Below are 22880 nucleotides of genomic sequence, written 5' to 3'. Positions count from 1 at the left end.
GGCGGCCGGTGGGATCACCGGCCGCCGACGAGGGCCCCCGGGGACAGCGGTGAGTGCTCGGGGACGTCGAGGCCCAGCAGGGCGTTCTCGACGACCTCGCTGAGGGCGGGGTGGATCCAGTACTGGCCGCGCGCCATCGTGTGCGCGTCGAGGCCGAAGGACATGGCCTGCACCAGCGGCTGGACGAGCAGGGAGGCCTCCTCCCCGATCAGGTGCGCGCCCAGGAGGCGACCGGTGCCCTTCTCCGCGATCAGCTTGCACAGCCCCGTGCGGTCCTCCATGGCCCACCCGTAGGCCGTGGCCCCGTAGTCCTGCACCTTGACCGTGATCTCGCTGCCCTGCTCGACCGCCCACTGCTCGGCCTCCTGCTGCGTCATGCCGACGGAGGCGATCTGCGGGCTGGTGAACACGGCCGAGGGCACGAACCGGTGGTCGGTGGCCCGGAGGTCGCCGGGGTGCAGGAGGTTGTGCTGCACCGTGCGGGCCTCGGCGTTGGCCACGTGCTTGAGCTGGTAGGGCGAGCTGATGTCGCCCAGGGCCCACACGCCCTCGACGGGGCGGCCCCCGGAGAGGGCGCGCTGGTGCTCGTCGACGGCCAGCAGCCCGTCCGGCCGCACGTCCAGGCCGCCCGCCCGGGCGTCGAGCACGTCGGTGTTCGGCTGCCGGCCCGTGGCCACCAGCACCACGTCCGCGGGCAGGCGCATGACGAGCTCCGGGTCCTGCGGGTCGCGGAAGGTGACCATCACGGCGCACTCGTCGCCGTCCCACTCCTCGACCTCGCTCAGCGACCAGCCCGTCTCGAGCTTCCACTGCCGGGAGGCCTCGCGGGCGAACCGCTCGGCGATCTCCGGGTCGTGGTAGCGCAGGATCCGGTGCGAGCGGTTGACCTGGGTCACCCGCGCGCCGAGGCTGGAGAAGATGTGGGCGAACTCGGCGCCGATGTAGCCGCCGCCGACCACCACCACGCGGCGGGGCATCTCCTCGATGCGCATCACGGTGTCCGAGGTGTGCACCTGGGGCAGGTCGATCCCGGGGATCTCCGGCCGCACCGGGCGCGAGCCGGACGCCACCACGATCTGGTCGGCCGTGAGGTCCTCCCCCGAGGCGGTGCGCAGGGTCCGCGGGGCGGTGAAGCGCACGTGCTCCTCGTAGACCGTCACGTGCGGCAACGTCCGGCGGTACTCGAGCCCGCCGTGGGAGATCGCGTCGATCCGCCCGAAGATCCGGTCCCGCATCTCCCGCCAGCGCACGCCGTCCACCGAGGCGTCGAGGCCGAGCCGGTCCGCCTCCTGGGCGCGGCGGGCCACGCTCGCCGGGTACGCGTACATCTTCGTCGGGATGCAGCCCACGTTGAGACAGGTGCCGCCGAAGGTCCCGCCGTCGATGATGGCGACGTCCAGGCCCTCGTAGTCCTCGGTGAGGATCGAGTTGCCCGAGCCGGAGCCGATGATGATGAGGTCGAATTTCCGCATGCGGCCCATCCTATGCGCGGCCGCCGGGCGGCCCCCGCCGGCACCGCGGCCCTCCCGGGGTCCGTGGTGCCGGTGCGGGCGTGCCGGGTCAGCCGGCGGTGTCGAGCGCCAGCAGGAGGTCGCCGCCGGAGACCTGGGTGACGCCCTTGAGGGCCACCCGGGCGACCGTGCCGCCCGTGGGGGCGGTGATGGAGGCCTCCATCTTCATGGCCTCGATGGTGGCCACCTGGCCGCCCGCCTCCACGGTGTCGCCCTCGGCCACCGTCACGGTCACCGCCCCCGCGAACGGGGCGGCCACGTGGCCGCGGTCCGTGGGGTTGGCCTTCTCGGTCTCGGGCACCGAGGAGGTGATCGAGGTGTCTCGGACCTCGATCATCCGGGGCTGGCCGTTGAGCGTGACCATCACGGTGCGCATGCCCTTGTCGTCCGGCTCCGAGATGGCCTGCAGGGTCACCAGCAGCCGCACCCCCTTGCCGAGGGAGATCACGTGCTCCCGGTCGGAGGTCAGCCCGTAGAGGAAGTCCCGGGTGTGCAGCAGCGCCAGCTCGCCGTACTTCGCCCGGCTGGCCTCGTAGTCCCGCGTCGGGCCGGCGAACAGCAGCCGGTTCAGCGTGGCACGCCGGGTGGCTGAGTCCCCGGCCAGGGCCTGCGAGTCCTCCGGGGCCAGCTCCGTGATCCCGACCTTGACGTTGCGGCCCTCCAGGGCCTTGGAGCGGAACGGTTCGGGCCACCCGCCGGGAGGCGTGCCGAGCTCCCCGGCGAGGAAGCTGATCACCGAGTCGGGGATGTCAAACTTCTGCGGGTTCGTCTCGAACTCGGCCGGGTCCACGCCCATGCCCACCAGCTGCAGGGCGAGGTCGCCCACGACCTTGGACGAGGGGGTGACCTTGACCAGCCTGCCGAGCATGGCGTTGGCGGCGGTGTACATGTCCTCGATCGCCTCGAACCGCTCCCCCAGTCCCAGCGCGATGGCCTGCTGGCGCAGGTTCGACAGCTGCCCGCCGGGGATCTCGTGCCGGTACACGCGCCCGGTCGGGGCGGTGAGCCCGGACTCGAACGGGGCGTACATCCGGCGGATGACCTCCCAGTAGGGCTCCAGGGCGGTCGCGGCCTCCAGGGGGATGCCGGTGTCCCGGTCCGTGTGGGCCAGGGCTGCGATCAGCGCCGAGGCGGGCACCTGGGAGGTCGTGCCGGCCATCGAGGCCTCGGCCACGTCCACCGCGTCCACGCCCGCGTCGATCGCGGCCATCAGCGTGGCGAGCTGCCCGCCGGCGGTGTCGTGGGTGTGCAGGTGCACGGGCAGGTCGAAGCGCTCCCGCAGGGCGGTCACCAGCTTCGCCGCCGCCATGGGGCGCAGGAGCCCCGCCATGTCCTTGATCGCCAGCACGTGGGCCCCGGCGTCGACGCACTGCTGGGCGAGCTCGAGGTAGTAGTCCAGGGTGTAGAGGTCCTCGGCCGGGTCGAGCAGGTCCCCGGTGTAGCAGAGGGCGACCTCGGCGACCGCGGTGCCCGTCCTGCGCACGGCCTCGATGGCCGGGGCCATCTGCTCCACGTCGTTGAGGGCGTCGAAGATCCGGAAGATGTCCACCCCGGTGGCCGCGGCCTCGGCCACGAACGCGTCCGTCACCTCGGTCGGGTACGGGGTGTAGCCCACGGTGTTGCGCCCGCGCAGCAGCATCTGGATCGGGATGTTCGGCATCGCCTCCCGCAGCAGCCGCAGCCGCTCCCACGGGTCCTCCCCGAGGAAACGCAGGGCGACGTCGTAGGTCGCCCCGCCCCAGGCCTCCACGGACAGCAGCTGCGGCAGCGTGTGGGCGTAGGCCGGGGCCGCGGCCAGCAGGTCACGGGTGCGCACCCGGGTGGCCAGCAGCGACTGGTGGGCGTCCCGGAACGTCGTCGAGGTCACCGCCACCGCCTGCTGCTCCCGCAGGGCCCGGGCGAACCCCTCGGGGCCGAGCTCGACGAGCCGCTGCCGCCACCCCGGCGGCGGGGTGTGCTCGGAGGGTCCGTCGAAGGGCGAGCGGAACGGCTCGTCCTGCTTGTCGCCCGGGTAGTGGGGCAGCTTGGTGCGCGGGTCGATGCCCTCCACCCGCTCCCCGTTGGGCTGGTTCACCGTGACCTCGGCCAGCCACGTCAGTGCCTTGGTGGCGCGGTCCCCGGAGGTGCGGGCCTCGAGCAGCTCCGGGCGGCGCTCGATGAAGTCGGTGGCCACGTTGCCGGCGAGGAACTCCGGGTCGGCCAGCACGGCCTGCAGGAACTGGATGTTGGTGGACACCCCGCGGATCCGGAACTCGGCCAGGGCACGCTGGGACCGGTGCACGGCGGTGGCGTAGTCCCGGCCCCGGCAGGTGAGCTTCACCAGCATCGAGTCGAAGTGCGGGGAGATCTCCGCCCCGGCGTAGACCGTGCCGCCGTCCAGACGCACCCCCGCGCCGCCGGCGGAGCGGTAGGCGGAGATCTTCCCGACGTCGGGGCGGAACCCGTTGGCCGGGTCCTCGGTGGTGATCCGGCACTGCAGGGCGGCCCCGCGTACGGCCAGCTCGTCCTGGGCGATGCCCAGGTCCGCCAGGGTCTCCCCGGAGGCGATGCGCAGCTGCGACTGGACGAGGTCGACGTCGGTGATCTCCTCGGTCACCGTGTGCTCGACCTGGATGCGCGGGTTCATCTCGATGAACACGTGCTGACCCGCCCGCTCCCCGGCCGTGTCCACCAGGAACTCCACGGTGCCGGCGTTGACGTAGCCGAGCTCCTTCGCGAACTTCACCGCGTCCCGGTGCAGGGCCTGGCGGATCCCCTCGTCGAGGTTCGGCGCCGGCGCGATCTCCACGACCTTCTGGTGCCGGCGCTGCAGGGAGCAGTCGCGCTCGAACAGGTGCACCATCCCGCCCTCGTTGTCGGCGAGGATCTGCACCTCGATGTGGCGGGGCCGGAGCACGGCCTGCTCCAGGAAGACGGTGGGGTCGCCGAAGGCGGTGTCGGCCTCGCGCATCGCGGCGGCCAGCGCCTCGGGCAGCGCCTCGGGGGTCTCCACCCGGCGCATGCCACGGCCCCCGCCGCCGGCCACGGCCTTCACGAAGATGGGGAACCCGATGCCCTCCGCCTGCGCCAGCAGCTCCTCGGGGTCCGCCGAGGGCTCCGTGGAGGCGAGGGTCGGGATCCCCGCCCGCTTCGCCGCCTTCAGCGCCGCGACCTTGTTGCCGGCCAGCTCCAGGATCTCGGCCCGCGGGCCGACGAAGGTGATGCCCTCGCGCGCGGCGGCACGGGCCAGGTCCGGGTTCTCCGAGAGGAACCCGTAGCCGGGGTAGATCGCGTCCGCCCCGGACTCCTTGGCCACCCGGACGATCTCCTCGACGTCGAGATAGGCCCGCACGGGGTGGCCCTCCTCCCCGATCCGGTACGCCTCGTCGGCCTTCTGCCGGTGGATCGAGTTGCGGTCCTCGTACGGGAACACCGCCACCGTCTTGGCGCCCAGCTCGTAGGCGGCACGGAAAGCACGGATCGCGATCTCGCCGCGATTGGCCACCAGGATCTTGGAGAACATCAACACCCGTTCCGCACCCGGGGCCGTTCGGCGGACACCCGGGCACTGATTCGTCGAAGGTCGTACAACGTCGCGCACACGGTCAGCATGGCCGTCCGCGGGCGGTCCTGACCAGTGAACCACGCCACCCGGGGGCACACTGTGACTGCCGTCACAGAGCGACGTCGTGGTCAGCGTACACGGCGGCGGCGCGGGACGGCGGGGCGGCCGCGGGCGGCTCCGCGCCGGATCGGGGCGGAGCGCGCCCGCCCGGCTACGATGGGCGCATCCGTCTCCTCGCCGCGGCCCCCGATCCCGGACCCGAGGAGGCGTTCCTCCCGTTTCCCCGCGAGCGAAGGGTGTCCCCTCCGTGCAGATCGTCAGCGTCAGCAGCCTCAAGGGCGGTGTCGGCAAGTCCTCCGTGACCCTGGGGATCGCCTCGGCGGCCCTGCAGGCGGGAGTGCCCACGCTGGTGGTGGACCTCGACCCGCACGCCGACGCCACGACCGGGCTGGGCGTGCACCCGGAGCGCGGTCACGACATCGGAGAGGTGCTGCGCAGGCCGCGCCGGGGAGCGCTCGAGCGCGTGGTGGTGGCCTCGGCCTGGGCGGTGCGGGCCGGCCTGGACAGCAGGGCCCTCGACGTCGCACCGGGCTCGGCCCGCTCGTCCCACCTCGACCGCTCCGAGTACCGGGAGAAGGACCTCGGTCGGCTGGAGCGCGCGCTCTCCGGCGCCCAGGGGTACGAGCTGGTGCTGGTCGACTGCCCGCCCACCCTGAGCGCGCTGACCCGCACGGCGTGGGCCGCCAGCGACAAGGTGCTCTCGGTGGCGGAGCCCTCGCTGTTCTCGGTGGCGGGCACCAAGCGCACGATGACGGCGATCGCCCAGTTCGAGCAGAGCCGCACGTGGGCCGTGCCGGCTGCCGGGGTGGTGGTCAACAAGGTCCAGCACTCGTCGGTGGAGCACCGTCACCGTCTGGACGAGCTGCAGGAGCTGTTCGGCCCCCTGCTGGTCAGCCCGGTGATCCCGGACCTGCCCGTCTGGCAGCAGGCGCAGGGCGCGGCCTGGCCGATCCACCGCTGGCCGGGAGCGGAGGCCCAGGACATCTCCGGGCGGTACACGGCGATCCTGCAGGGCCTGCTCGACGGCTCGTCCTGAGCCGCCCGGCTCAACCCGCGCTCTGCCGGCGGGCCCGGCGCTCGGAGAGCTCGTCCCCGGGCAGCGGCTCCTGGGCGGGGGCACGGTCCGCTCCGGTGTGCTCCCCGGGGAGCGCCGCGAGGGTCCCCTCGACCTCGCGCCACACCCGGCCCACGGCGATCCCGAAGACGCCCTGTCCGCCCTGCACCAGGTCGATGACCTCGTGGGGGGACGTGCACGCGTAGACGCTGGCGCCGTCGCTCATCATGGTGAGCCGGGCCAGGTCCTCCACGCCCTGGGCGCGCAGCGCCCCCACGGCGGTGCGGATCTGCTGCAGGGAGACGCCGGTGTCCAGGAGCCGCTTGACGATCTTCAGGACGAGGATGTCGCGGAAGCTGTAGAGCCGCTGCGTGCCGGACCCGGAGGCGCCGCGCACGGTGGGCTCCACGAGACCGGTCCGCGCCCAGTAGTCGAGCTGCCGGTAGGTGATGCCCGCGGCCTTGCAGGCGGTGGGGCCGCGGTAGCCGACGGACTCGTCCCGGATCACGGAGTCGTCGAAGAGGACGCCCTGGGTGCCGTGCGCCGGAGGGCCGCCGGGCTGCTCGCGTTCGCTCACGCCGCCTCCTCGCTCGTGGACCCGGTGCTCGCGGCGCCGGGAGTGGATGGTCTCACAGAGACGTCCGGATCCCCCCGGGAACACCTCGAGTACACCTTATGACGGTAGACCTCCCCGGGGACGGGGTCAAAGACATCAGGGGCCCGGACCCCGTGTCGGGCGGACGGGGACGGCTCAGAAGTCCTCGGGGTCGACGTTGTCGAGGAAGTCGCGGAACTGCTCGACCTGCGTCTCGGGGGGCAGCTGCGGCTCCCCCTCCCCCGCGCGGGGGGAGGGCTCCCGCAGTTCGCCGTCCCCGCTCATCACGAGACCGGCCTCGTCGAGGACGGTCTCGGTGCACAGGATGGGGCAGTCGGTGCGGGCGGCCAGGGCGATCGCGTCCGAGGCGCGGGAGTCGACGACCGTGCCGTCCGAGAACTCGAGCGCGGCGTGGAAGACCCCCTCCTCCACCGTGTGGATCCGCACCCGGGTGAGCGTGCGCCCGAACGCGGTGGCCACCGACAGCACGAGGTCGTGCGTCAGGGGCCGGGGCGGCTCGATCCCCTGCACGGCGAAGACGATGGACGTCGCCTCGTTCGTGCCGATCCAGATCGGCAGGTGCCGTCCGCCCTCGACCTCGCGGAGGACGACGACGGGCTGCGCCGACGGCACGTCCATGCGGACGCCCGCGATCTCCATCAGGACCTGGTGCACGGCCACGTCAGCCCTCCACCGCGGCGCGCTCCTGGAGCGCGGCGATCTCCGAGCGCACGAGCGAGGTGTGGATGGTGAGGCACAGCCCCGAGATCTCCTGGGCACGCTCGACCGCGCGGGCCCTCGAGGCGGCGTCCCGGCGGGAGGTCAGGGGCGCGACGGCGCGCTCCACGAGGCCCAGCTCCCGGTCCGCGGCGGCCTTGAAGGGGCGCAGGTGGCGCGGTTCCAGGCCGTGGGCCGTGAGCGCGAGGGCCGCCCGGGTGATGGCGAGGGCGTGGTCGTCGAAGGCCCCGTTCTGCTCCCGGATCAGCCCGTAGCTCACGAGCTCACGGACGAGCGGAATGCCGGCGCCCGTGCGGGCGGCGAGCTCCCGGAGGTTGTAGGTGCGCGGCGCGCTGACGACCGGCAGAGGGGCGGTGACCGGGTCGGCGGGCTCCGCGGTGCGCCGGGCGTCGTAGGCGCGGGCGTCCTCGTCGGCGTCCAGCCGCTCCCGGATCACCTTCAGCGGGAGGTAGCGGTCGCGCTGGAGCTCCAGGATCCGGCGCAGCCGGTCCACGTCCGCGCGCGAGAACTTGCGGTAGCCGGACGCGGTGCGCGCCGGGTGGACCAGGCCCTTGTCCTCCAGGAAGCGCAGCTTCGAGGCGGTGATGCCGGGGTGGTCCTCGCCGAGCTCCTTGAGCACGGCGCTGATGCCCACCCGGGCCTCGTGCTGGACGTCGTCCCGGTGGGGATCGGTCTCCGCGGGGTCGGTCATGGCTCCCTTCTACTGGTCCGACTGCGAGCGCAGCGAACGGTAGAACGTGAACCGGAACTTCCCGATCTGGACCTCGTCGCCGTTGTCCAGCTGCGCGCTGTCCACGCGGTCGCCGTTGACGTAGGTGCCGTTCAGGGACCCGGAGTCGATGATCTCGAAGGTGTCGCCGCGCCGGATGAACCGCGCGTGCCGGCGCGAGACGGTGACGTCGTCCAGGAAGATCTCGGAGGACGGGTGGCGGCCGGCGGGGACCTCGTCCCGGTCCAGCAGGAAGCGTGAGCCGGACCCGCCGCTGTCGTGGGCCACGAGCAGTGCGCTGCGGGGCGGGAGCGCGGAGACCGCTGAGCTCTCCTCGGGGGAGAGCTTGTGGGAAGCTGCGTGCGAGAGGACCTCGGCCACGATCTGGATCGACGTGGTCTCCGGCTCCCCCTGGGGTGCGTTCGAGCCGTTCTGGGTTCTGGACATCTCTTCCCTCGACTGGTGACGTGTTGGTGGACGGATCCCGTGGGACCCCTGCCCCGCGACCTCCTGTCCCGGCCGTTCCCGGGCGACCGGCCGGAGCCACCCGGTTGCTTGTCAGTGTACCGGGTGGTGGAGACACGGAGGGGCGGCCGGGACACGTCCCGGCTCGCGCGTGGTCGGGTCCTGCGCGGGTCAGTCGAGCTGGGCGGCGTACCCCTCGGCGTCGAGCAGCCCGGAGCGGTAGTCCTCGCCGGAAGGGCGGACCTCGAACAGCCAGCCCTCCGCGTAGGGGGCGGAGTTCACGGTCCCGGGCTCGGCCTCGAGCGCCTCGTTGACCGCGGTGACCTCGCCGGAGACCGGGGCGAAGATGTCGCTCACGGACTTGGTGGACTCGATCTCGCCCACGGAGGCGCCCGCCTCGACGCTCTCCCCCACCTCGGGCAACTGGACGAACACGACGTCGCCCAGCTCGCCCTGCGCGTGGTCGGTGATCCCGATGCGCACCGCGCCGTCGGCGTCGGGGCCCGCGATCCACTCGTGCTCGGCCGTGTAGGACAGGTCGGCGGGGATGTTGCTCATGGGGTGACTCCTGGTCCGGCGGGTGCGGTCGGCTCGATTATGGCACAGACGTCCCCGTGGCCCGGGGGCGCGGGGCGTCGCGGGTCCCGGCCGCTCAGCGCCCCTCCCACGCGGTGATCTCGGCGTGGATCGCCCGCTTGCGCTCCGTCCCCGCGAAGGACGCGTCCACCGAGTTGCGGGCCAGGTCGGCGGCCTGCCCGTCGGTCAGCCCCAGCGTGTCGCGCAGGTCCTGGAAGACGTCCCCTACGTAGCCGCCGAAGTAGGCCGGGTCGTCCGAGTTGACGGTGACCAGCAGCCCGCGCTCGAGCATGTCCAGGACCGGGTGGTCGGCGAGCGTGTCGACCACGCGCAGCCGCACGTTGGACAGTGGGCACACGGTGAGCGGGACCCGCTCCGCGACGAGGCGGTCCACGAGCTCGGGATCGCGCAGGCACTGGATGCCGTGGTCCACCCGCTCCACGCGCAGCACGTCGAGGGCCTCCCGGACGTACTCGGGGCCCGCCTCCTCCCCTGCGTGGGCGACGACGTGCAGTCCGACCGCCCGCGCCCGCGCGTAGACCTCCTCGAAGAGGGCCGGGGGATGGCCGACCTCGGCCGAGTCGAGGCCGATCCCGTCGATGCGCGGCAGCTGGTCCCCGAGGGAGTCGAAGAGCTCGACGGCCTCCGCGGCGGGCCGGTCCCGCAGGAAGCACAGCAGCAGCGTGCTGGTGAGGCCGTGCTCGGCCCGGGCGGCGTCGAGGCCGGCGCGGATGCCGTCGACCACCGTCCTGAGCGGCACGCCCCGGGCGGTGTGCGCCTGCGGGTCGAAGAAGACGTCGACATGCCGCAGGCCCTGCGCCGCTGCGCGCTCGAGGTAGGCCCGGGTCAGCGTCTCGAAGTCGGAGGCGTCGCGCAGCACCGCCATCGTGGCGTAGTAGAGCGCGAGGAACGAAGACAGGTCCTCGAAGTCGTACTGCCGCCGCAGCTCCTCGACGGAGCCGTAGGGCAGCTCCACCCCGTTCTTGGCGGCGAGCGCGAACGCGAGCTCGGGCTCGAGGGTGCCCTCGATGTGCAGGTGCAGCTCCGCCTTGGGCAGGGTGTGCAGGTCGTTCAACTCCGGCGCTCCTTCGTGGTCGGCCCCGGGGACCGGAGCACTCGACGTCCCGTGCAGTGTATGCGCCACGGTCGGCGGCCGGGCTCCGCCCCCGCGGCCGGGTCGCCCCGCACCGCGCGACCGCCGTCGGCTCCGCGGCCGGAGTGCTCTAGGCTCGCGAGCGGAGCCGCTCGGAGGAAAAGGAGTGCCGGATGTCCGGTGTCGTGGTGGTCGGACAGGTGGGACGGGATCTCGTGCTGACCGTGGCGGAGCTGCCTGCGGAGGGCGGTGCCGCCGACGTGCTCGAGCGGCAGGAGCTGCTCGGCGGCAAGGGCGCGAACCAGGCCGTGGCGTGCCGCCAGCTCGGCGCCGAGGTCGCCCTGGTGGGGGTCGTGGGCACCGACTCCGCCGGCGCGGAGGTGCTCGCCCAGGCCGCGGCCGACGGGATCGACGTCGGCGCCGTGATGCGTCGCGCCGGCGCCCCGACCGCGCTGCTCGTCGACCTCGTGGGGCCGCGCGGGGTCCGCCGCCTGCTGGAGGACGTGGACGCCCGGATGCTGTTGCACGCCGGGGACGTGCGCGCGAGCCGGGACCTGCTGCGCTCGGCGGACGCCGTGCTGGTCCAGCTGCAGCAGCCGGGGGCGGCCGTGACGGAGGCCCTCGAGGCGGCCGCGGCGGGGAGCGCGCTCACGGTGGCCGACGGCGCCCCGGCGGACGGGGTGGTGCGCCGGCGGGTGCTGGCCACCGCGGACGTGGTGCGCGCCGACACCGCCGAGACGGAGGCACTGGTGGGCTGGGCGCCGCAGGACGTGCCGGGGACGGTGCGGGCCGCGGAGTCGCTGCTCGCGGAGGGCCCGCGCGTCGTCGCCCTGGCCACCGGCGCGGGCGACGTGGTCGCCTGGCCGAGCGGGCACGTGCTCCTGCCCCACCTGGGCGAGGATCCCGTGGACCCCACCGGGGCGGGCGACTCGTTCGTGGCCGCGCTCACCGTCGCGCTGCTGCGCGGGGAGAGCCCGGAGTCCGCCGCCTGGTGGGCCGCGGCGGCGGCGGCCGACGTGGTCGGCACCGCCGGAGGGCGGCCGGACCTCGACCTGGACCGGCTGCGGGAGTCGGCCTCCCGGGCCCGGCGGTAAGCAGCTCGGGTGCCGGAGACGCCGTCCCGGGGAACGAGAGAAGGCCGGTGGTCCGCGTTCCCGCGGTCCACCGGCCTCGAATCGTCGGGCTGACAGGATTTGAACCTGCGACCCCTTGACCCCCAGTCAAGTGCGCTACCAAGCTGCGCCACAGCCCGAAGTGCTCAGTACGTTCCCGCCCCGAGCACTCGCATCACATTACAGCAAGCTCCGGCGGAATTCATCTCGGCGGGCGCCTCAGCGCTTCCGGTTCCGCTTCTCCCGCACGCGCATCGACACCTCGATGGGGGTGCCCTCGAAACCGAAGGTCTCGCGGAGGCGGCGGGTGATGAACCGCCGGTACCCGGGGTCGAGGAAACCGGTGGTGAACAGCACGAAGCGCGGCGGCCGGGAGGAGGCCTGGGTGCCGAAGAGGATGCGCGGCTGCTTGCCGCCGCGCACGGGGTGCGGGTGGGCGGCCACGATCTCGCCGAGGAACGCGTTGAGCCGGCCGGTGGGGACGCGGGTGTCCCACGAGGCCAGGGCGGTCTCCAGGGCGGGGACCAGCCGGTCCTTGTGCCAGCCGGTCTTCGCCGAGACGTTCACCCGCGGCGCCCAGGCCACGTGCGCGAGGTCGCGGTCGATCTCCCGCTCCAGGTAGTAGCGGCGGTCCTCGTCCATGAGGTCCCACTTGTTGAAGGCGAGCACGAGGGCGCGGCCGGAGTCCACCGCCAGCTGCAGGATGCGGACGTCCTGCTCGGAGAGCACCTCGTCCGCGGCCAGCAGCACCACGGCCACCTCCGCGCGCTCGAGGGCGGCCTGGGTGCGCAGGGACGCGTAGAAGTCCGCGCCCTGGGCCATGTGCACGCGGCGGCGGATGCCCGCGGTGTCGATGAAGCGCCAGGGCTTGCCGCCCAGCTCGATGAGCTCGTCCACGGGGTCGCGGGTGGTCCCGGCCAGGGGATCCACGACGACGCGCTCGGAGCCGGCCAGCTTGTTGAGCAGCGAGGACTTGCCCACGTTCGGGCGCCCGATGAGCGCCACGCGGCGGGGCCCGCCGGTCAGCTCGGTCTCGGCCACGGCGGAGAACTCCGGCAGCAGGTCCGTGACCGCGTCGAGGACGTCGGCGGCGCCGCGCCCGTGCAGGGCGGACACCGGGTGCGGCTCCCCCATGCCGAGGGACCACAGGTAGGTGGCCTCGACCTCGAGCTGCGGGGAGTCCACCTTGTTGGCGACCAGGATCACCGGCTTCCGGACCTTGCGCAGCATCTTCACGATGGCCTCGTCCGCGGCGGTGACGCCCACGGTGGCGTCGAGCACGAGCAGCACGGCGTCGGCGAACTCCACGGCCATCTCGGCCTGCTCGGCGACGCGGGCGTTGATGCCCTTGGCGTCGTACTCCCACCCGCCGGTGTCCACGAGGGTGAAGTTGCGCCCGTTCCAGGTGGCCCGGTAGGAGACGCGGTCCCGGGTCACGCCCGGGGTGTCCTCCACGACGGCCTCGCGCCGGCCGAGGATGCGGTTGACGAGGGTCGACTTGCCGACGTTGGGGCGGCCCACGATGGCGAGCACCGGGGCGGGCCGGCGCACAGGGGCCTGGTCCCCGTCCTCCGCCCACTCGGCGAGCAGCGCGGCGTCCTCCTCGTCGAGCTCGTAGTCCTCGAGCCCGGCCCGCAGCGCCTGCGCGCGCTGCTCGGCCTCGTCGTCGTCGATGGCCGCGAGCCGCTGGGCGACGTCGTCCGTGGTGCCGCCGAGGATCTCGGCCTCGTAGGGGTCGTGGGCGGTGTCGTGCGCGGAGTTCTCGGGGTTGCCGGTCATGGCTGTCCTTCGCTGGGCCGGGTGCGGCCGGTCGGGGTGCGGAAAAATGTCGGGGGAGGCGGGGCGGAGGGGTTCAGGCGGAGCGGCCCGCGGCCCGGACGACCACGTCGATGACGGCCTGGACCGTCTGCTCCACGGTGAGCTCGGAGGAGTCGATCGTCACGACGCCGCCGGCGGCCTCGGTGAAGTTCACGACCGTGGCGTCCTTGGCGTCCCGGCCCACGACCCGGGCCCGCAGCTGCTCGGCGTCCTCGACGCCGCCGTTCTGCAGGCCGCGCCGGGCCATCCGGGCCCGTTCGTCGGCGGTGAGCAGGATCCGGGCGTCGGCGTCCGGGGCCACCACGGTGGTGGTGTCCCGGCCCTCGGCCACGATCCGCCGGCCGCTCTCCGCGATGAGCTCCTGCTGGCGGGCCACCAGCACCGCCCGCGCGGCCTGGTTGGTGGCCACGGCGCTGACCGCCTCGGTCACCCGGGCGCCGCGGATCTCGACGCCCACGTCGGTCCCGCCCACGAACACCAGCTCCCGGTCGGGGTCGGTGCCCTGGGCGAGCGGGAAGGAGCGGGCGGCCTCGACCACGGCGCCGCCGTCGGAGAGGTCCACCCCGCGGTCGAGGCACCACCACGTCAGCGCGCGGTACATCGCGCCCGTGTCCAGGTAGGCGAGGCCGAAGCGGCGGGCCACCTCCTTGGACACGCTGGACTTGCCGGAGCCGGAGGGCCCGTCGATGGCGACGACCAGCTGCCGGCCGGCGGCGGCCGGCGCCCCGGTGCCGGGTGCTGCGCTGCGGGCGGTGTTCGTTCCGGTGTTCACTGCACGACCTTCCATCCGCGCTCCTGGAGCGCCTCGACGAGTTCCTTGCGGCGGTTGGGCAGCACGGAGACCTCCACGAGGCCCACGGGCTGGCCCGGGGAGTGCTCGAGGCGCAGGTCCTCGAGGTTGACGCCGATCTCCCCGATCTCGGTGAGCAGCCGGGCGATCTGCCCGGGGACGTCCCCGACGAGCACCGTGAGGGTCGCGAACGCGCGGGGCGCGCCGCCGTGCTTGCCCGGGATCCGGGCCCGGCCGGCGTTGCCCTCCGACATCAGCTGGGCGATGTCCAGCCGGGCGCCCGGGGCCCGCGGGGCCTCGAGCGTGGCGATGAGCCGGTCGAGGTCCTCGCGCACCCCGTGCAGGGACGCCACCACGGGAGCGGCGTTCGCGGAGAGGATCTGCACCCACAGGCCCGGGTCGGAGGCGGCGATGCGGGTGGTGTCCCGCAGCCCCTGGCCCGCGAGGGACAGGTGGTGCAGCGGGGTGTCCTGCAGCCGGGAGGCCAGCAGGGAGGACATCACCTGCGGCAGGTGGGAGATCAGCGCCACGGTCGCGTCGTGCTCGCGGGCGTCCATGAACGTGACCGTCGCCCCGAGGTCCACGGCCAGGTTCTTCGCCGCGGCGAGCGCCGCGGGCGCGGAGCGGCCGGAGTCGCACACGACCCAGGGCATGGACGTGAACAGCTCGCCGCGGGCGGCCACGGGGCCCGACTTCTCCCGCCCGGCCATGGGGTGGGTGCCCACGTAGCGGGCGAGGTCCCCGCCCAGGGCGCGCACGTCCTCCAGCACGGACTCCTTCACGGAGGCGATGTCGAGGACGACCGCCTCCGGGTGGCGCCCCAGCGCCTCGACCACGGTCTCGGCGGTGACGTCGGGCGGGGTGGCGACGACGACGAGGGCCGGCTCCGGCACCCGGTCCTCCCCCGCCGCGCGGCAGGAGCGGCCGGCGCCGATGTCCTGGGCCACGGCCTCGGCGGTGGGCGAGGAGTCCTGCAGCCAGACGTCCACGCCGAGGTGGCGCAGGCCCAGGCCGATGCTGGCGCCGAGCAGGCCGGCGCCGACCACGAGCACGGGCCCGGCAGTCGCCGCGGCGGGCGGCTGTGCGGTGGGGGTCTGCGTCACGGGCGCTCCCTACATGCCCACCGAGGCGAGGAGGTGCCCGACCTCGGTCTTCGACAGGCGGCGGATGGTCCCCTGGCGCTGGTCCCCGATCCGGATGGGGCCGACCTCGGTGCGCACGAGCTTCTCGACGGGGTGGCCCACGGCGTCGAAGAGCCGGCGCACGATGCGGTTGCGCCCGGAGTGCAGGACGACCTCGACCAGCAGGTGGCCGGGCGTGGAGTCCACGAGCCGGAAGGAGTCGACGGAGGCGATGCCGTCCTCGAGCTCGATGCCGGCCTTCATGGCCGCGCCGACGCCCTTCTCCATGGGCCCGCGGACCTGCACGAGGTAGGTCTTGGGGACCTCGTAGGAGGGGTGGGTGAGCCGGTTGGTCAGCTCGCCGTCGTTGGTCAGCAGCAGGAGGCCCTCGGTCTCGACGTCGAGGCGGCCCACGTGGAAGACGCGCTCGTTCTTCTGCTGGTTGAGGTAGTCGGCCACGCACGGCCGGCCCTCGGGGTCCTCCATGGTGGAGAGCACCCCCTCGGGCTTGTTGAAGGCGTAGTAGACGAGGTTCTCGTCGAGCTGCACGCGGACGCCGTCGACGTGGATCTCGACGGTGTCCGGGTCCACGCGGATGCCGAGCTCGGTGATGGTCTCCCCGTTGACCTGCACGCGGCCGGCCTCGATCATCTCCTCGCACACCCGCCGCGAGGCCACGCCGGCCTGGGCCATGAGTTTCTGCAGCCGCACCCCGTCCGGGTCGTGCTGGTCGAGCCGGTCCACGGGCGGGTTCTTGGGCCGGCGCTTCCGGTGCGGCGGGCGGTACGGGGTGGCGGGCATCCGCCGGGCGTTCTTCTCGGAGGACGCGAACGGGCGGGGACCGCGGTCCTGACCGGTGCCCGTCGAGGACCCGCCCCTGGCGGCGCCACCCTTCGCGGCGCCACCCTTGACGGCACCGCCCTTGCCGGCGCCGGCCTTGGCGGGGCCGCGGCCGGGAGCGCCCTTCCCTCCCTGGAACGACGTGCCGCCCTGGCCGGTGCGGGGCTTCTGGCCGCCCTGGGAGCCGGGGGCGCGGCGGCCGCCGGGCCCGGGGCGGCCGGATGATGAACGTGAAGTGGCCATGGTGGTGTCTCAGTCCTCGTAGTGGTCGATCTGGTCGATGCCCGGCAGATGAGGGGCGATGTCGGGGAGCTCGTCGAGCGAGCCGATGCCCATCTTCTCCAGGAAGAACGTGGTGGTGCCGTAGAGCACGGCGCCGGACTCGCCGTCCCGCTCGAGCTCGCGGATCAGGCCTCGCTGCACGAGCGTGCGGACGACGCCGTCGACGTTGACCCCGCGGATCGCGGAGATGCGCCCCCGGCTCACGGGCTGGCGGTAGGCCACGACGGCCAGGGTCTCCAGGGCCGCCTGCGACAGCCGGGCGGTCTGTCCCTCCGCGACGAACGCGGAGACGACGGGGGCGAACTCGCTGCGCGAGTGGATCCGCCAGCCGGCACCGGTGCTGCGCAGCTCGAACCCGCGCGGCGCCAACGTCCCATCATACCCCGGATCGGCGGCGACGCCGTCGTACTCCGCGCGGAGCCGGTCGAGGACCCGCTGCACGGAGGCGACCGGGACCACGAGGACGGCTGCGATCTCGTACTCGCTGACGGGCTCGTCGGCCACCATCAGGATCGCCTCGACGGCGGCCCGGACCCCGCCGGGCAGCGCCTCGAGGTCCGGTCCACCCTCGGCCGCGGGGCTCACGCCGGGGCCACCGAGGCGGCCGGGACCCCGTCCGGGGCCGCGACGACGGCCGCCGGTCCCGCGGCGTCCTCGGACAGCCGGTCGGCGGTCCACCCGGTGCCCGCCCCGGTCCAGCGGACCGTCAGCTCCCCCAGCGGCTGCTCCTGGGCGAGCTCGAGCACCGCGTCCCGGTACATCTCGAGCAGCGCCAGGAACCGCACGACCACCGCGAGGGTGGACCCGGCGTCCGCGACGAGCACCCGGAAGGAGCGCGGGGCTCCGTCCTCGAGCAGCCCGGCGAGGATCTCCGCCTCGTCCCGGACCGTCACGGCGGCCCCGTGCAGGTGGTCCACCCCGACCTCCGCGGGCGCCCCGGGGCGGGGCACGAAGACGGAGCGGGCGATCTCGGCGAACTGCTCCGGCGTGGTCCGCCAGTCGAGCTCGGGCAGCACGTCCGCCACCTCCGGGTCCAGCGGCACCGACCGGGGCAGGCGGGTGGACTCGGCCCGCATCCGCTCGTCGAGCAGCACGGCCACCTCCTTGAACGCCTTGTACTGCAGCAGCCGGGCGAAGAGCAGGTCCCGCGCCTCCAGCAGGGCCACGTCCTCCTCGTCCTCGACCTCCCCGCGCGGCAGCAGCCGGGCGGCCTTGAGGTCCAGGAGCGTCGCGGCGACCACGAGGAACTCGCTGGCCTCGTCGAGCGCGCGGGTCGAGCCGATCTCGTGCAGGGCACGCACGTACTGGAGGAACTCGTCCGTGACGGTGGCCAGCGCGATCCGGGTGATGTCCAGTTCGTGCTTGGCGATCAGGGAGAGCAGCACCTCGAAGGGCCCCGCGAAGTCCTCCAGCCGCACCGCGAAGCCGCCGGGACCCTCGGGGACCGGCGGCTCCTCGGGGTGCATCAGGGTGCGCCGCCGCGCGAGATGAGCTCCCGCGCCAGCTGACGGTAGGACTCGGCGCCCTGGTGGGCCGTGGCGAAGGAGAGGATGGGCTCGGCGGCCACCGTGGCGTCCGGGAACTTCACGGTGCGCTTGATGACGGTGTCGAAGACCTTGTCGCCGAAGGCGTCCACGATCCGGGCCATGACCTCGCGGGAGTGCAGGGTCCGGGAGTCGAACATCGTGGCGAGCACCCCGTCGATCTGCAGGCGGGGGTTGAGCCGGTCCTGGACCTTCTCGATGGAGTCCACGAGCAGCGCCACGGCGCGCAGGGCGAAGAACTCCGCGATGAGCGGGATGACCACCCCGTGCGCGGCGGTCAGCGCGTTGACCGTCAGCAGCCCCAGCGAGGGCTGGCAGTCGATGATGATGACGTCGTAGTGCTCCTCGAGCTTGCGCAGGGCACTGGCCAGCACCTGCTCGCGGGCCACCTCGGTGACGAGCTGCACCTCCGCCGCGGAGAGGTCGATGTTCGCGGGGAGCAGGTCGACGCCCTCGACGTCGGTCTCCTGGACCACGTCCCAGACGTCCACGGAGCGGTCCATCATGACGTTGTAGACCGTCAGCTCCAGCTCGTGCGGGTTGGCGCCGAGGCCGGCGGAGAGGGCGCCCTGCGGATCGAAGTCGACGAGCAGGACCTTGCGCCCCAGCTCGGCGAGCGCCGCGCCGAGGTTGATGGTCGAGGTGGTCTTCCCGACCCCTCCCTTCTGGTTGACCATCGCGATGATCCGGGCGGGCCCGTGGGTGGAGAGCTCGGGCGGCTCGGGGAAGTCGCGGGCGGGACGGCCGGTCAGGCCGACGGTTCCCGTCCCGGCCTCGCCCGTGCCGGGGTTCCTCTCGTCGCTCTGCTGGCTCACTCGTGGCACCGCTCTTTCGTTCGTGGTCGCGCTCGGGCGGACCGGCCCCGGGCACGGGGCGGCCCGGGCCGGACGGGCCGACCTGGGGTTTTCCTGGACTCGATCAGCTACCAGGGTACCGCCGCCGCCGTGCGGCCCCGAATTCCCGGGCGCGGTGGAGCCGGCGGACGACGACGGCCCGCGCCCGCCGCGCCCCCGAGGGGGCACGGCGGGCGCGGGCCGGACACGGGTCCCGGTGCGGGTACGGGTCAGCGCGCGCCGGCGCCGGCCGCGGCCTCGACCTTCTCCGCGACGGAGTCCTCCACCCGGGCCCCGGGAGCGGGCTCGGCGGCGGGCCGGTCCTCGGCGGTGCCGTGCGAGTGGGCGGCCATGGTGGACTCGTCGAACCGGTCCTGGCCGGAGAGCACGCGCTCCACCTGGACGAGGTCGATCTCGCGGGTCCACTTGCCGATCAGCAGAGTGGCCACGGCGTTGCCGGTGAAGTTGGTCAGGGCGCGGGCCTCGGACATGAAGCGGTCGATGCCGACGATGATGCCGACCCCGTCGACCAGGTCGGGGCGGTGGGACTGCAGGCCGCCCGCCAAGGTGGCCAGGCCGGCGCCGGTGACCCCGGCGGCGCCCTTCGAGGCGATGATCATGAACACCAGGAGGGAGATCTGCTCGCCGATGGCCAGCGGGCTGCCCATCGCGGAGGCGACGAACAGGGCGGCCATGGTCAGGTAGATGGCGGTGCCGTCCAGGTTGAAGGAGTAGCCGGTCGGGACCGTGACGCCGACCACGGGCTTGGAGACGCCCACGTGCTCCATCTTGGCGATGAGCCGGGGCAGGGCCGCCTCGGAGGAGGAGGTCGAGAAGATCAGCAGGTACTCGCGGCCCAGGTACTTCATGAGCCGGAAGATGTTGATCCCCGTGACAGCCTTCAGGAGCCCGCCCAGGACCACCACGATGAACAGGACGCAGGTGAGGTAGAAGGCGATCATCAGGGTGGCCATCGAGACGATGGCCTGGACGCCGGTCTCGCCGACCACACCGGCGATCGCGCCGAACGCCCCGATGGGGGCGACCCACATGACCATGACCAGGATCCGGAAGACCAGGGCCTGGACGTAGCCGACGGCCTTGAGCACGGGCTTGCCGGCCGAGCCCATCTGCTGCAGCGCGAAGCCCACGATGAGCGCCACGAACAGGGTCTGCAGGATGCTGCCCTCGGTCAGGGAGGACAGCAGGGACGTGGGGATGATGCCGAGCAGGAACCCGATGGTCCCGCCCTCCCCGTCGCCGTGGCCCGTGTCCGTGACCTCGTACTCCGAGCCCTGGATGTTCAGGCCCTCGCCCGGGTGGATGAGGTTGCCCACCACCAGGCCGATGCCCAGTGCCATGGTGGACATCGCCATGAAGTAGGCCAGGGCCAGGCCGCCGACCTTGCCGACGGTCGCCGCCTTGGCGATGGAGCCGACGCCCAGGACGATCGTGCAGAAGATGATGGGGGCGATCATCATCTTGATCAGGGCGATGAACGCGGTGCCGACCGGCTTGAGCGTCCGGGCGAACTCGGGGGCCACGAGGCCCAGGACGGCGCCGGCGACGACGGCGACGATCACGAAGACGTACAGGTAGTGCGTCCTGTCCTTCTTCTGCTTCTGGGCGGGCGGCTGCGGGTCGACGGGGTCCGTGGCGACGGTGGCCATGCTTGTCCTCCGGTTTGGATGGGCGGTGCGGTGGGGCGGTGCGCGGGGCCCGGGATCGGGCCGATGTGACGAGTCTCACCGCGGCCCGGCGCCCTGTCGTGTTGTGGTCATAATGGTCGTGACGCCCACCACAACCGAGGGAGGGACGACCGGGAGATCAAGGAGCGCACATGTCCCTGGCCCGGCGCTTCTTCCTGATGCAGCTCGCCGTCGTCGCGCTGGTGACCCTCGCCGTCTCCCTGGTCCTCTTCGCCCACGAGCGCGGCGCGGTCGTGGACCGCGCCGAGGCGGTGACCCGGGTCCTCGCCACGGCCCTCGCGGACGACCCGTACGTGCTCGAGGCGGTGGGCGGGCCGGACCCGCACGCCGTGCTGCAGCCGCTCACGGACCGGCTGCTCGCGGACACGGACCTCGACTTCGTCACGATCATGGCCCCGGACGGCACCCGCTGGACGCACCCCCTGCCCTCCTCGGTCGGCGAGGCCTACCGCGGGGACCGCTCGCACGCGCTCGCCGGGGAGACCTGGACCAGCACGGAGCGCGGCAACCTCGGCCCCTCCGTGCGCACGATCGCCCCGGTCCGGGACGGGAACGGCACGGTCGTGGCGCTCGTGGCCACCGGTGTCCTCCTCGAGGCCGTCTCGCAGCAGGCGCTCGCCCAGCTGCCGGCGGTGCTCCTGGTCGGGCTACTGCTGCTGGCCGCGTCAGCGACGGTCGCGGCCCTCGGCTCCCGGTACCTGGGCCGGGTCACCCACGGCTGGGGGCCGGAGGAGCTCGCCCAGGTGCACGCGCTGCACGACGCCGTGCTCAACGAGGCCACGGAGGGCCTCCTGCTCGTGGACACGACCGGCGCGGTGCAGGTGCTCAACGCCCGGGCGCGGGAGCTGCTCGGGGTCCGGGCGCCGGCGGCCCCGGGACCGGCCCGGCACGAGCCCCTCCCCATCGCGGACCTGGACCTGCCGGACGCGCTGGCGGTCCTCCTGCGCGCCGGCGCGCCCGTGCAGGAGCAGTGGTTCGTGGTCGGGGAGCGCACCCTCATCGTCTCGGCCCTCCCGGCCCGCGGAGCGCTCGCGGGGCGCGGCACGATCGTGATCCTGCGGGACCACACCGAGATCTCGCGGCTCTCGGGACAGCTGCGCGCCACCGCGGCGCTGGCCGGGGCGCTGCGGGCCCAGACCCACGAGCACGCCAACCGCATGCACACGGTCGTCTCCCTGCTGGAGCTCGGCCGGGACGAGGAGGCCCTCGGCTTCGCCTCGGCGGACATGGTGCGCACCCGGGTGCTGTCCGACGACCTCCTCGCCCACCTCGACGACCCGTTCCTCGCGGCCCTGCTGGTCGGCAAGACCGCCGCGGCCCACGAGCGCGGCGTGGAGCTGGAGGTCGTCGTCGACCCGGACGCGCCCCGGATCCCCGTCTCCCCCGCCGACCTCGTGACCCTCGTCGGCAACCTCGTCGACAACGCCGTCGAGGCCGCCGCGGCCAACGCCGACCGGGTCCGTCCGGTCGTCGAGGTCGAGATCGCCCGGGCGCCCGACGCCGCGGACCCCGCCCGGGACGCGGTCGTGATCACCGTCGCCGACACCGGGATGGGGGTCCCCGACGACCTCGCTCGGGAGGTGTTCGAGCTCGGCGTCACCACGAAGCCGGCCGGCCCGGAGGGCCGCGGCGTGGGCCTGCACCTGGTGCGGGAGGTCGTCGAACGGTGGGGCGCGCGGATCGAGCACCGCAACGACGGCGGGGCCGTGTTCACGGTGACCGTCCCGGTGGCCCGCGACGCCGCGGCGGGGCGGGCCCCGTGAGCGCGCCGGTCCGCGTCCTGGTCGTCGACGACGAGCCGCTCACCGCCGCCGCCCACGCCCAGTACGTCGAGCGCTCACCGGGCTTCGAGGCGGCCGCCACCGCCGTGTCCGGGCGGACGGCCGTGCAGGCCGTGCAGGCCGCCCGGCGGGCGGGGCGACCCGTGGACCTGGTGCTGCTGGACGTGAACCTGCCGGACATGTCCGGTCTCGACGTGGCACGGACCCTGCGCGCCCGCGGCGAGACGGTGGACCTGCTGGTGATCACGGCGCACCGGGACGTGGCGACCGTCCGGGCCGCGAGCACACTGGGCGTGGTCGGCTACCTCATCAAGCCCTTCACCTACGCCGTGTTCGAGGAGAAGCTCGACGCCTACCGGCGCTACCGCTCCGCCCTGGGCGCGGCCGGGACGGTGGGCCAGGCGGAGGTGGACCGCGCGTTCGCGGCCCTGGGCGCGCCCACCCGCCCGGACGCGCCCAAGGGCCTGTCCCCGCAGACCCTCGAGTCCGTCACCGCGCTGATCCGGGGCGGGGAGTGGCTCTCGGCCGGTGAGGTCGCCGAGCGCAGCACGCTGTCCCGGGTCACGGCGCGGCGCTACCTCGAGCACCTGACGGCCCGGGGCCTCGTGCAGCGCCGCCCGCGCCACGGCACCCCCGGGCGGCCGGAGCTCGAGTACGGCTGGGCCGGGCAGGACGTCTCCCCCGGCCGCTGACCCCGTGCCGCGC

Annotated in this window: 20 protein-coding genes and 1 tRNA gene; 4 read left to right on the top strand and 17 right to left on the bottom strand. The window is 73.7% G+C overall.

All coding sequences use genetic code 11. The annotated features are described in order from the left end of the window. Window positions 1-14 precede the first annotated feature (14 nt). Together RF647_RS07235 and RF647_RS07230 are read right to left on the bottom strand one after the other, a co-directional pair. Window positions 15-1472: a mycothione reductase gene (locus RF647_RS07235; RefSeq protein ID WP_368811163.1), complete on the bottom strand. Its 1458-nt coding sequence runs from the start codon at window positions 1470-1472 to the stop codon at window positions 15-17. 88 nt (window positions 1473-1560) lie between these two features. Beyond that, window positions 1561-5013 (bottom strand): pyruvate carboxylase, encoded by a 3453-nt coding sequence (locus RF647_RS07230; protein WP_368811162.1) that lies wholly within the window; start codon window positions 5011-5013, stop codon window positions 1561-1563. A gap of 349 nt (window positions 5014-5362) precedes the next feature. On the opposite strand from RF647_RS07230, the gene RF647_RS07225 reads away from it, so the two are divergent. Then, the gene (locus tag RF647_RS07225) at window positions 5363-6151 is read left to right on the top strand and encodes a ParA family protein (RefSeq protein WP_368811161.1); all 789 of its coding nucleotides are present in this window, start codon (window positions 5363-5365) and stop codon (window positions 6149-6151) included. Window positions 6152-6161: 10 nt separating this feature from the next. On the opposite strand, the gene RF647_RS07220 is transcribed toward RF647_RS07225, so the two are convergent. The 6 genes from RF647_RS07220 to RF647_RS07195 form a co-directional block, all read right to left on the bottom strand. Then, the gene (locus tag RF647_RS07220) at window positions 6162-6746 is read right to left on the bottom strand and encodes a MerR family transcriptional regulator (protein WP_017833710.1); all 585 of its coding nucleotides are present in this window, start codon (window positions 6744-6746) and stop codon (window positions 6162-6164) included. A gap of 174 nt (window positions 6747-6920) precedes the next feature. Further along, window positions 6921-7424, bottom strand: a complete 504-nt coding sequence (locus RF647_RS07215) for a bifunctional nuclease family protein (RefSeq protein WP_031283123.1) — start codon at window positions 7422-7424, stop codon at window positions 6921-6923. Between the two features lie 22 nt (window positions 7425-7446). Beyond that, window positions 7447-8193 carry a MerR family transcriptional regulator gene (locus RF647_RS07210; RefSeq protein ID WP_368811160.1) on the bottom strand — a complete coding sequence of 249 codons (747 nt, stop codon included), beginning with the start codon at window positions 8191-8193 and terminating at the stop codon, window positions 7447-7449. A gap of 9 nt (window positions 8194-8202) precedes the next feature. Beyond that, the gene (locus tag RF647_RS07205) at window positions 8203-8658 is read right to left on the bottom strand and encodes an FHA domain-containing protein (protein ID WP_368811159.1); all 456 of its coding nucleotides are present in this window, start codon (window positions 8656-8658) and stop codon (window positions 8203-8205) included. Between the two features lie 189 nt (window positions 8659-8847). Beyond that, window positions 8848-9234, bottom strand: a complete 387-nt coding sequence (gene gcvH / locus RF647_RS07200) for a glycine cleavage system protein GcvH (protein WP_368811158.1) — start codon at window positions 9232-9234, stop codon at window positions 8848-8850. Between the two features lie 94 nt (window positions 9235-9328). After that, entirely contained in the window at window positions 9329-10327 is a 999-nt protein-coding gene (locus tag RF647_RS07195) for an adenosine deaminase (protein WP_368811157.1), read from the bottom strand. Between the two features lie 191 nt (window positions 10328-10518). On the opposite strand from RF647_RS07195, the gene RF647_RS07190 reads away from it, so the two are divergent. Further along, window positions 10519-11439, top strand: coding sequence for a PfkB family carbohydrate kinase (locus tag RF647_RS07190; protein WP_368811156.1), 921 nt, complete (start codon window positions 10519-10521; stop codon window positions 11437-11439). Window positions 11440-11523: 84 nt separating this feature from the next. On the opposite strand, the gene RF647_RS07185 is transcribed toward RF647_RS07190, so the two are convergent. From RF647_RS07185 to RF647_RS07145, 9 genes are all read right to left on the bottom strand, one after another. Continuing rightward, window positions 11524-11597, bottom strand: a tRNA-Pro gene (locus tag RF647_RS07185). 79 nt (window positions 11598-11676) lie between these two features. Next, window positions 11677-13236, bottom strand: a complete 1560-nt coding sequence (gene der, locus RF647_RS07180; RefSeq protein WP_017833717.1) for a ribosome biogenesis GTPase Der — start codon at window positions 13234-13236, stop codon at window positions 11677-11679. Window positions 13237-13309: 73 nt separating this feature from the next. After that, on the bottom strand, window positions 13310-14047 hold the full coding sequence (gene cmk, locus RF647_RS07175) for a (d)CMP kinase (protein ID WP_368811155.1): 738 nt from the start codon (window positions 14045-14047) through the stop codon (window positions 13310-13312). Next, a complete protein-coding gene (locus tag RF647_RS07170; RefSeq protein ID WP_368811154.1) occupies window positions 14044-15168 on the bottom strand; it encodes a prephenate dehydrogenase in 1125 nt (374 codons plus the stop codon). Before RF647_RS07170 ends, cmk begins: the two co-directional genes overlap by 4 nt. Before the next feature lie 9 nt (window positions 15169-15177). Beyond that, the gene (locus RF647_RS07165; protein ID WP_368811153.1) at window positions 15178-16269 is read right to left on the bottom strand and encodes a pseudouridine synthase; all 1092 of its coding nucleotides are present in this window, start codon (window positions 16267-16269) and stop codon (window positions 15178-15180) included. 9 nt (window positions 16270-16278) lie between these two features. After that, window positions 16279-16893: an SMC-Scp complex subunit ScpB gene (gene scpB, locus RF647_RS07160; protein WP_368811152.1), complete on the bottom strand. Its 615-nt coding sequence runs from the start codon at window positions 16891-16893 to the stop codon at window positions 16279-16281. Next, window positions 16890-17774 carry a ScpA family protein gene (locus RF647_RS07155; RefSeq protein ID WP_368811151.1) on the bottom strand — a complete coding sequence of 295 codons (885 nt, stop codon included), beginning with the start codon at window positions 17772-17774 and terminating at the stop codon, window positions 16890-16892. Before RF647_RS07155 ends, scpB begins: the two co-directional genes overlap by 4 nt. After that, window positions 17774-18667 (bottom strand): ParA family protein, encoded by an 894-nt coding sequence (locus RF647_RS07150; protein ID WP_017833723.1) that lies wholly within the window; start codon window positions 18665-18667, stop codon window positions 17774-17776. Before RF647_RS07150 ends, RF647_RS07155 begins: the two co-directional genes overlap by 1 nt. Window positions 18668-18915: 248 nt before the next feature. Then, window positions 18916-20355, bottom strand: coding sequence for a cation:dicarboxylase symporter family transporter (locus RF647_RS07145; protein ID WP_368811150.1), 1440 nt, complete (start codon window positions 20353-20355; stop codon window positions 18916-18918). A 170-nt stretch (window positions 20356-20525) separates the two neighbouring features. Between RF647_RS07145 and RF647_RS07140 the strand changes: the two genes are divergently transcribed. Next, a complete protein-coding gene (locus RF647_RS07140) occupies window positions 20526-22157 on the top strand; it encodes an ATP-binding protein (RefSeq protein ID WP_368811149.1) in 1632 nt (543 codons plus the stop codon). Then, entirely contained in the window at window positions 22154-22867 is a 714-nt protein-coding gene (locus RF647_RS07135; RefSeq protein ID WP_017834265.1) for a response regulator, read from the top strand. The genes RF647_RS07140 and RF647_RS07135 overlap by 4 nt, the downstream gene beginning before the upstream one ends. Window positions 22868-22880 lie beyond the last annotated feature (13 nt).

This window comes from Kocuria sp. CPCC 205263 (assembly GCF_040981075.1).
In the GTDB taxonomy this organism is placed as follows: domain Bacteria; phylum Actinomycetota; class Actinomycetes; order Actinomycetales; family Micrococcaceae; genus Kocuria; species Kocuria rosea.
The sequence above is the reverse complement of the archived record's forward strand: the minus strand, read 5'-3'. Positions and strand labels throughout refer to the sequence as shown.

Bases quoted from the DNA above. Each gene is read 5' to 3' on its own strand.
- RF647_RS07235 (WP_368811163.1), bottom strand. From the start codon at position 1,472: ATGCGGAAATTCGACCTCATCATCATCGGCTCCGGCTCGGGCAACTCG.
- RF647_RS07230 (WP_368811162.1), bottom strand. From the start codon at position 5,013: ATGTTCTCCAAGATCCTGGTGGCCAATCGCGGCGAGATCGCGATCCGT.
- RF647_RS07215 (WP_031283123.1), bottom strand. From the start codon at position 7,424: ATGGAGATCGCGGGCGTCCGCATGGACGTGCCGTCGGCGCAGCCCGTC.
- RF647_RS07210 (WP_368811160.1), bottom strand. From the start codon at position 8,193: ATGACCGACCCCGCGGAGACCGATCCCCACCGGGACGACGTCCAGCAC.
- RF647_RS07205 (WP_368811159.1), bottom strand. From the start codon at position 8,658: ATGTCCAGAACCCAGAACGGCTCGAACGCACCCCAGGGGGAGCCGGAG.
- gcvH (WP_368811158.1), bottom strand. From the start codon at position 9,234: ATGAGCAACATCCCCGCCGACCTGTCCTACACGGCCGAGCACGAGTGG.
- RF647_RS07190 (WP_368811156.1), top strand. From the start codon at position 10,519: ATGTCCGGTGTCGTGGTGGTCGGACAGGTGGGACGGGATCTCGTGCTG.
- der (WP_017833717.1), bottom strand. From the start codon at position 13,236: ATGACCGGCAACCCCGAGAACTCCGCGCACGACACCGCCCACGACCCC.
- RF647_RS07165 (WP_368811153.1), bottom strand. From the start codon at position 16,269: ATGGCCACTTCACGTTCATCATCCGGCCGCCCCGGGCCCGGCGGCCGC.
- RF647_RS07155 (WP_368811151.1), bottom strand. From the start codon at position 17,774: ATGCACCCCGAGGAGCCGCCGGTCCCCGAGGGTCCCGGCGGCTTCGCG.
- RF647_RS07145 (WP_368811150.1), bottom strand. From the start codon at position 20,355: ATGGCCACCGTCGCCACGGACCCCGTCGACCCGCAGCCGCCCGCCCAG.
- RF647_RS07140 (WP_368811149.1), top strand. From the start codon at position 20,526: ATGTCCCTGGCCCGGCGCTTCTTCCTGATGCAGCTCGCCGTCGTCGCG.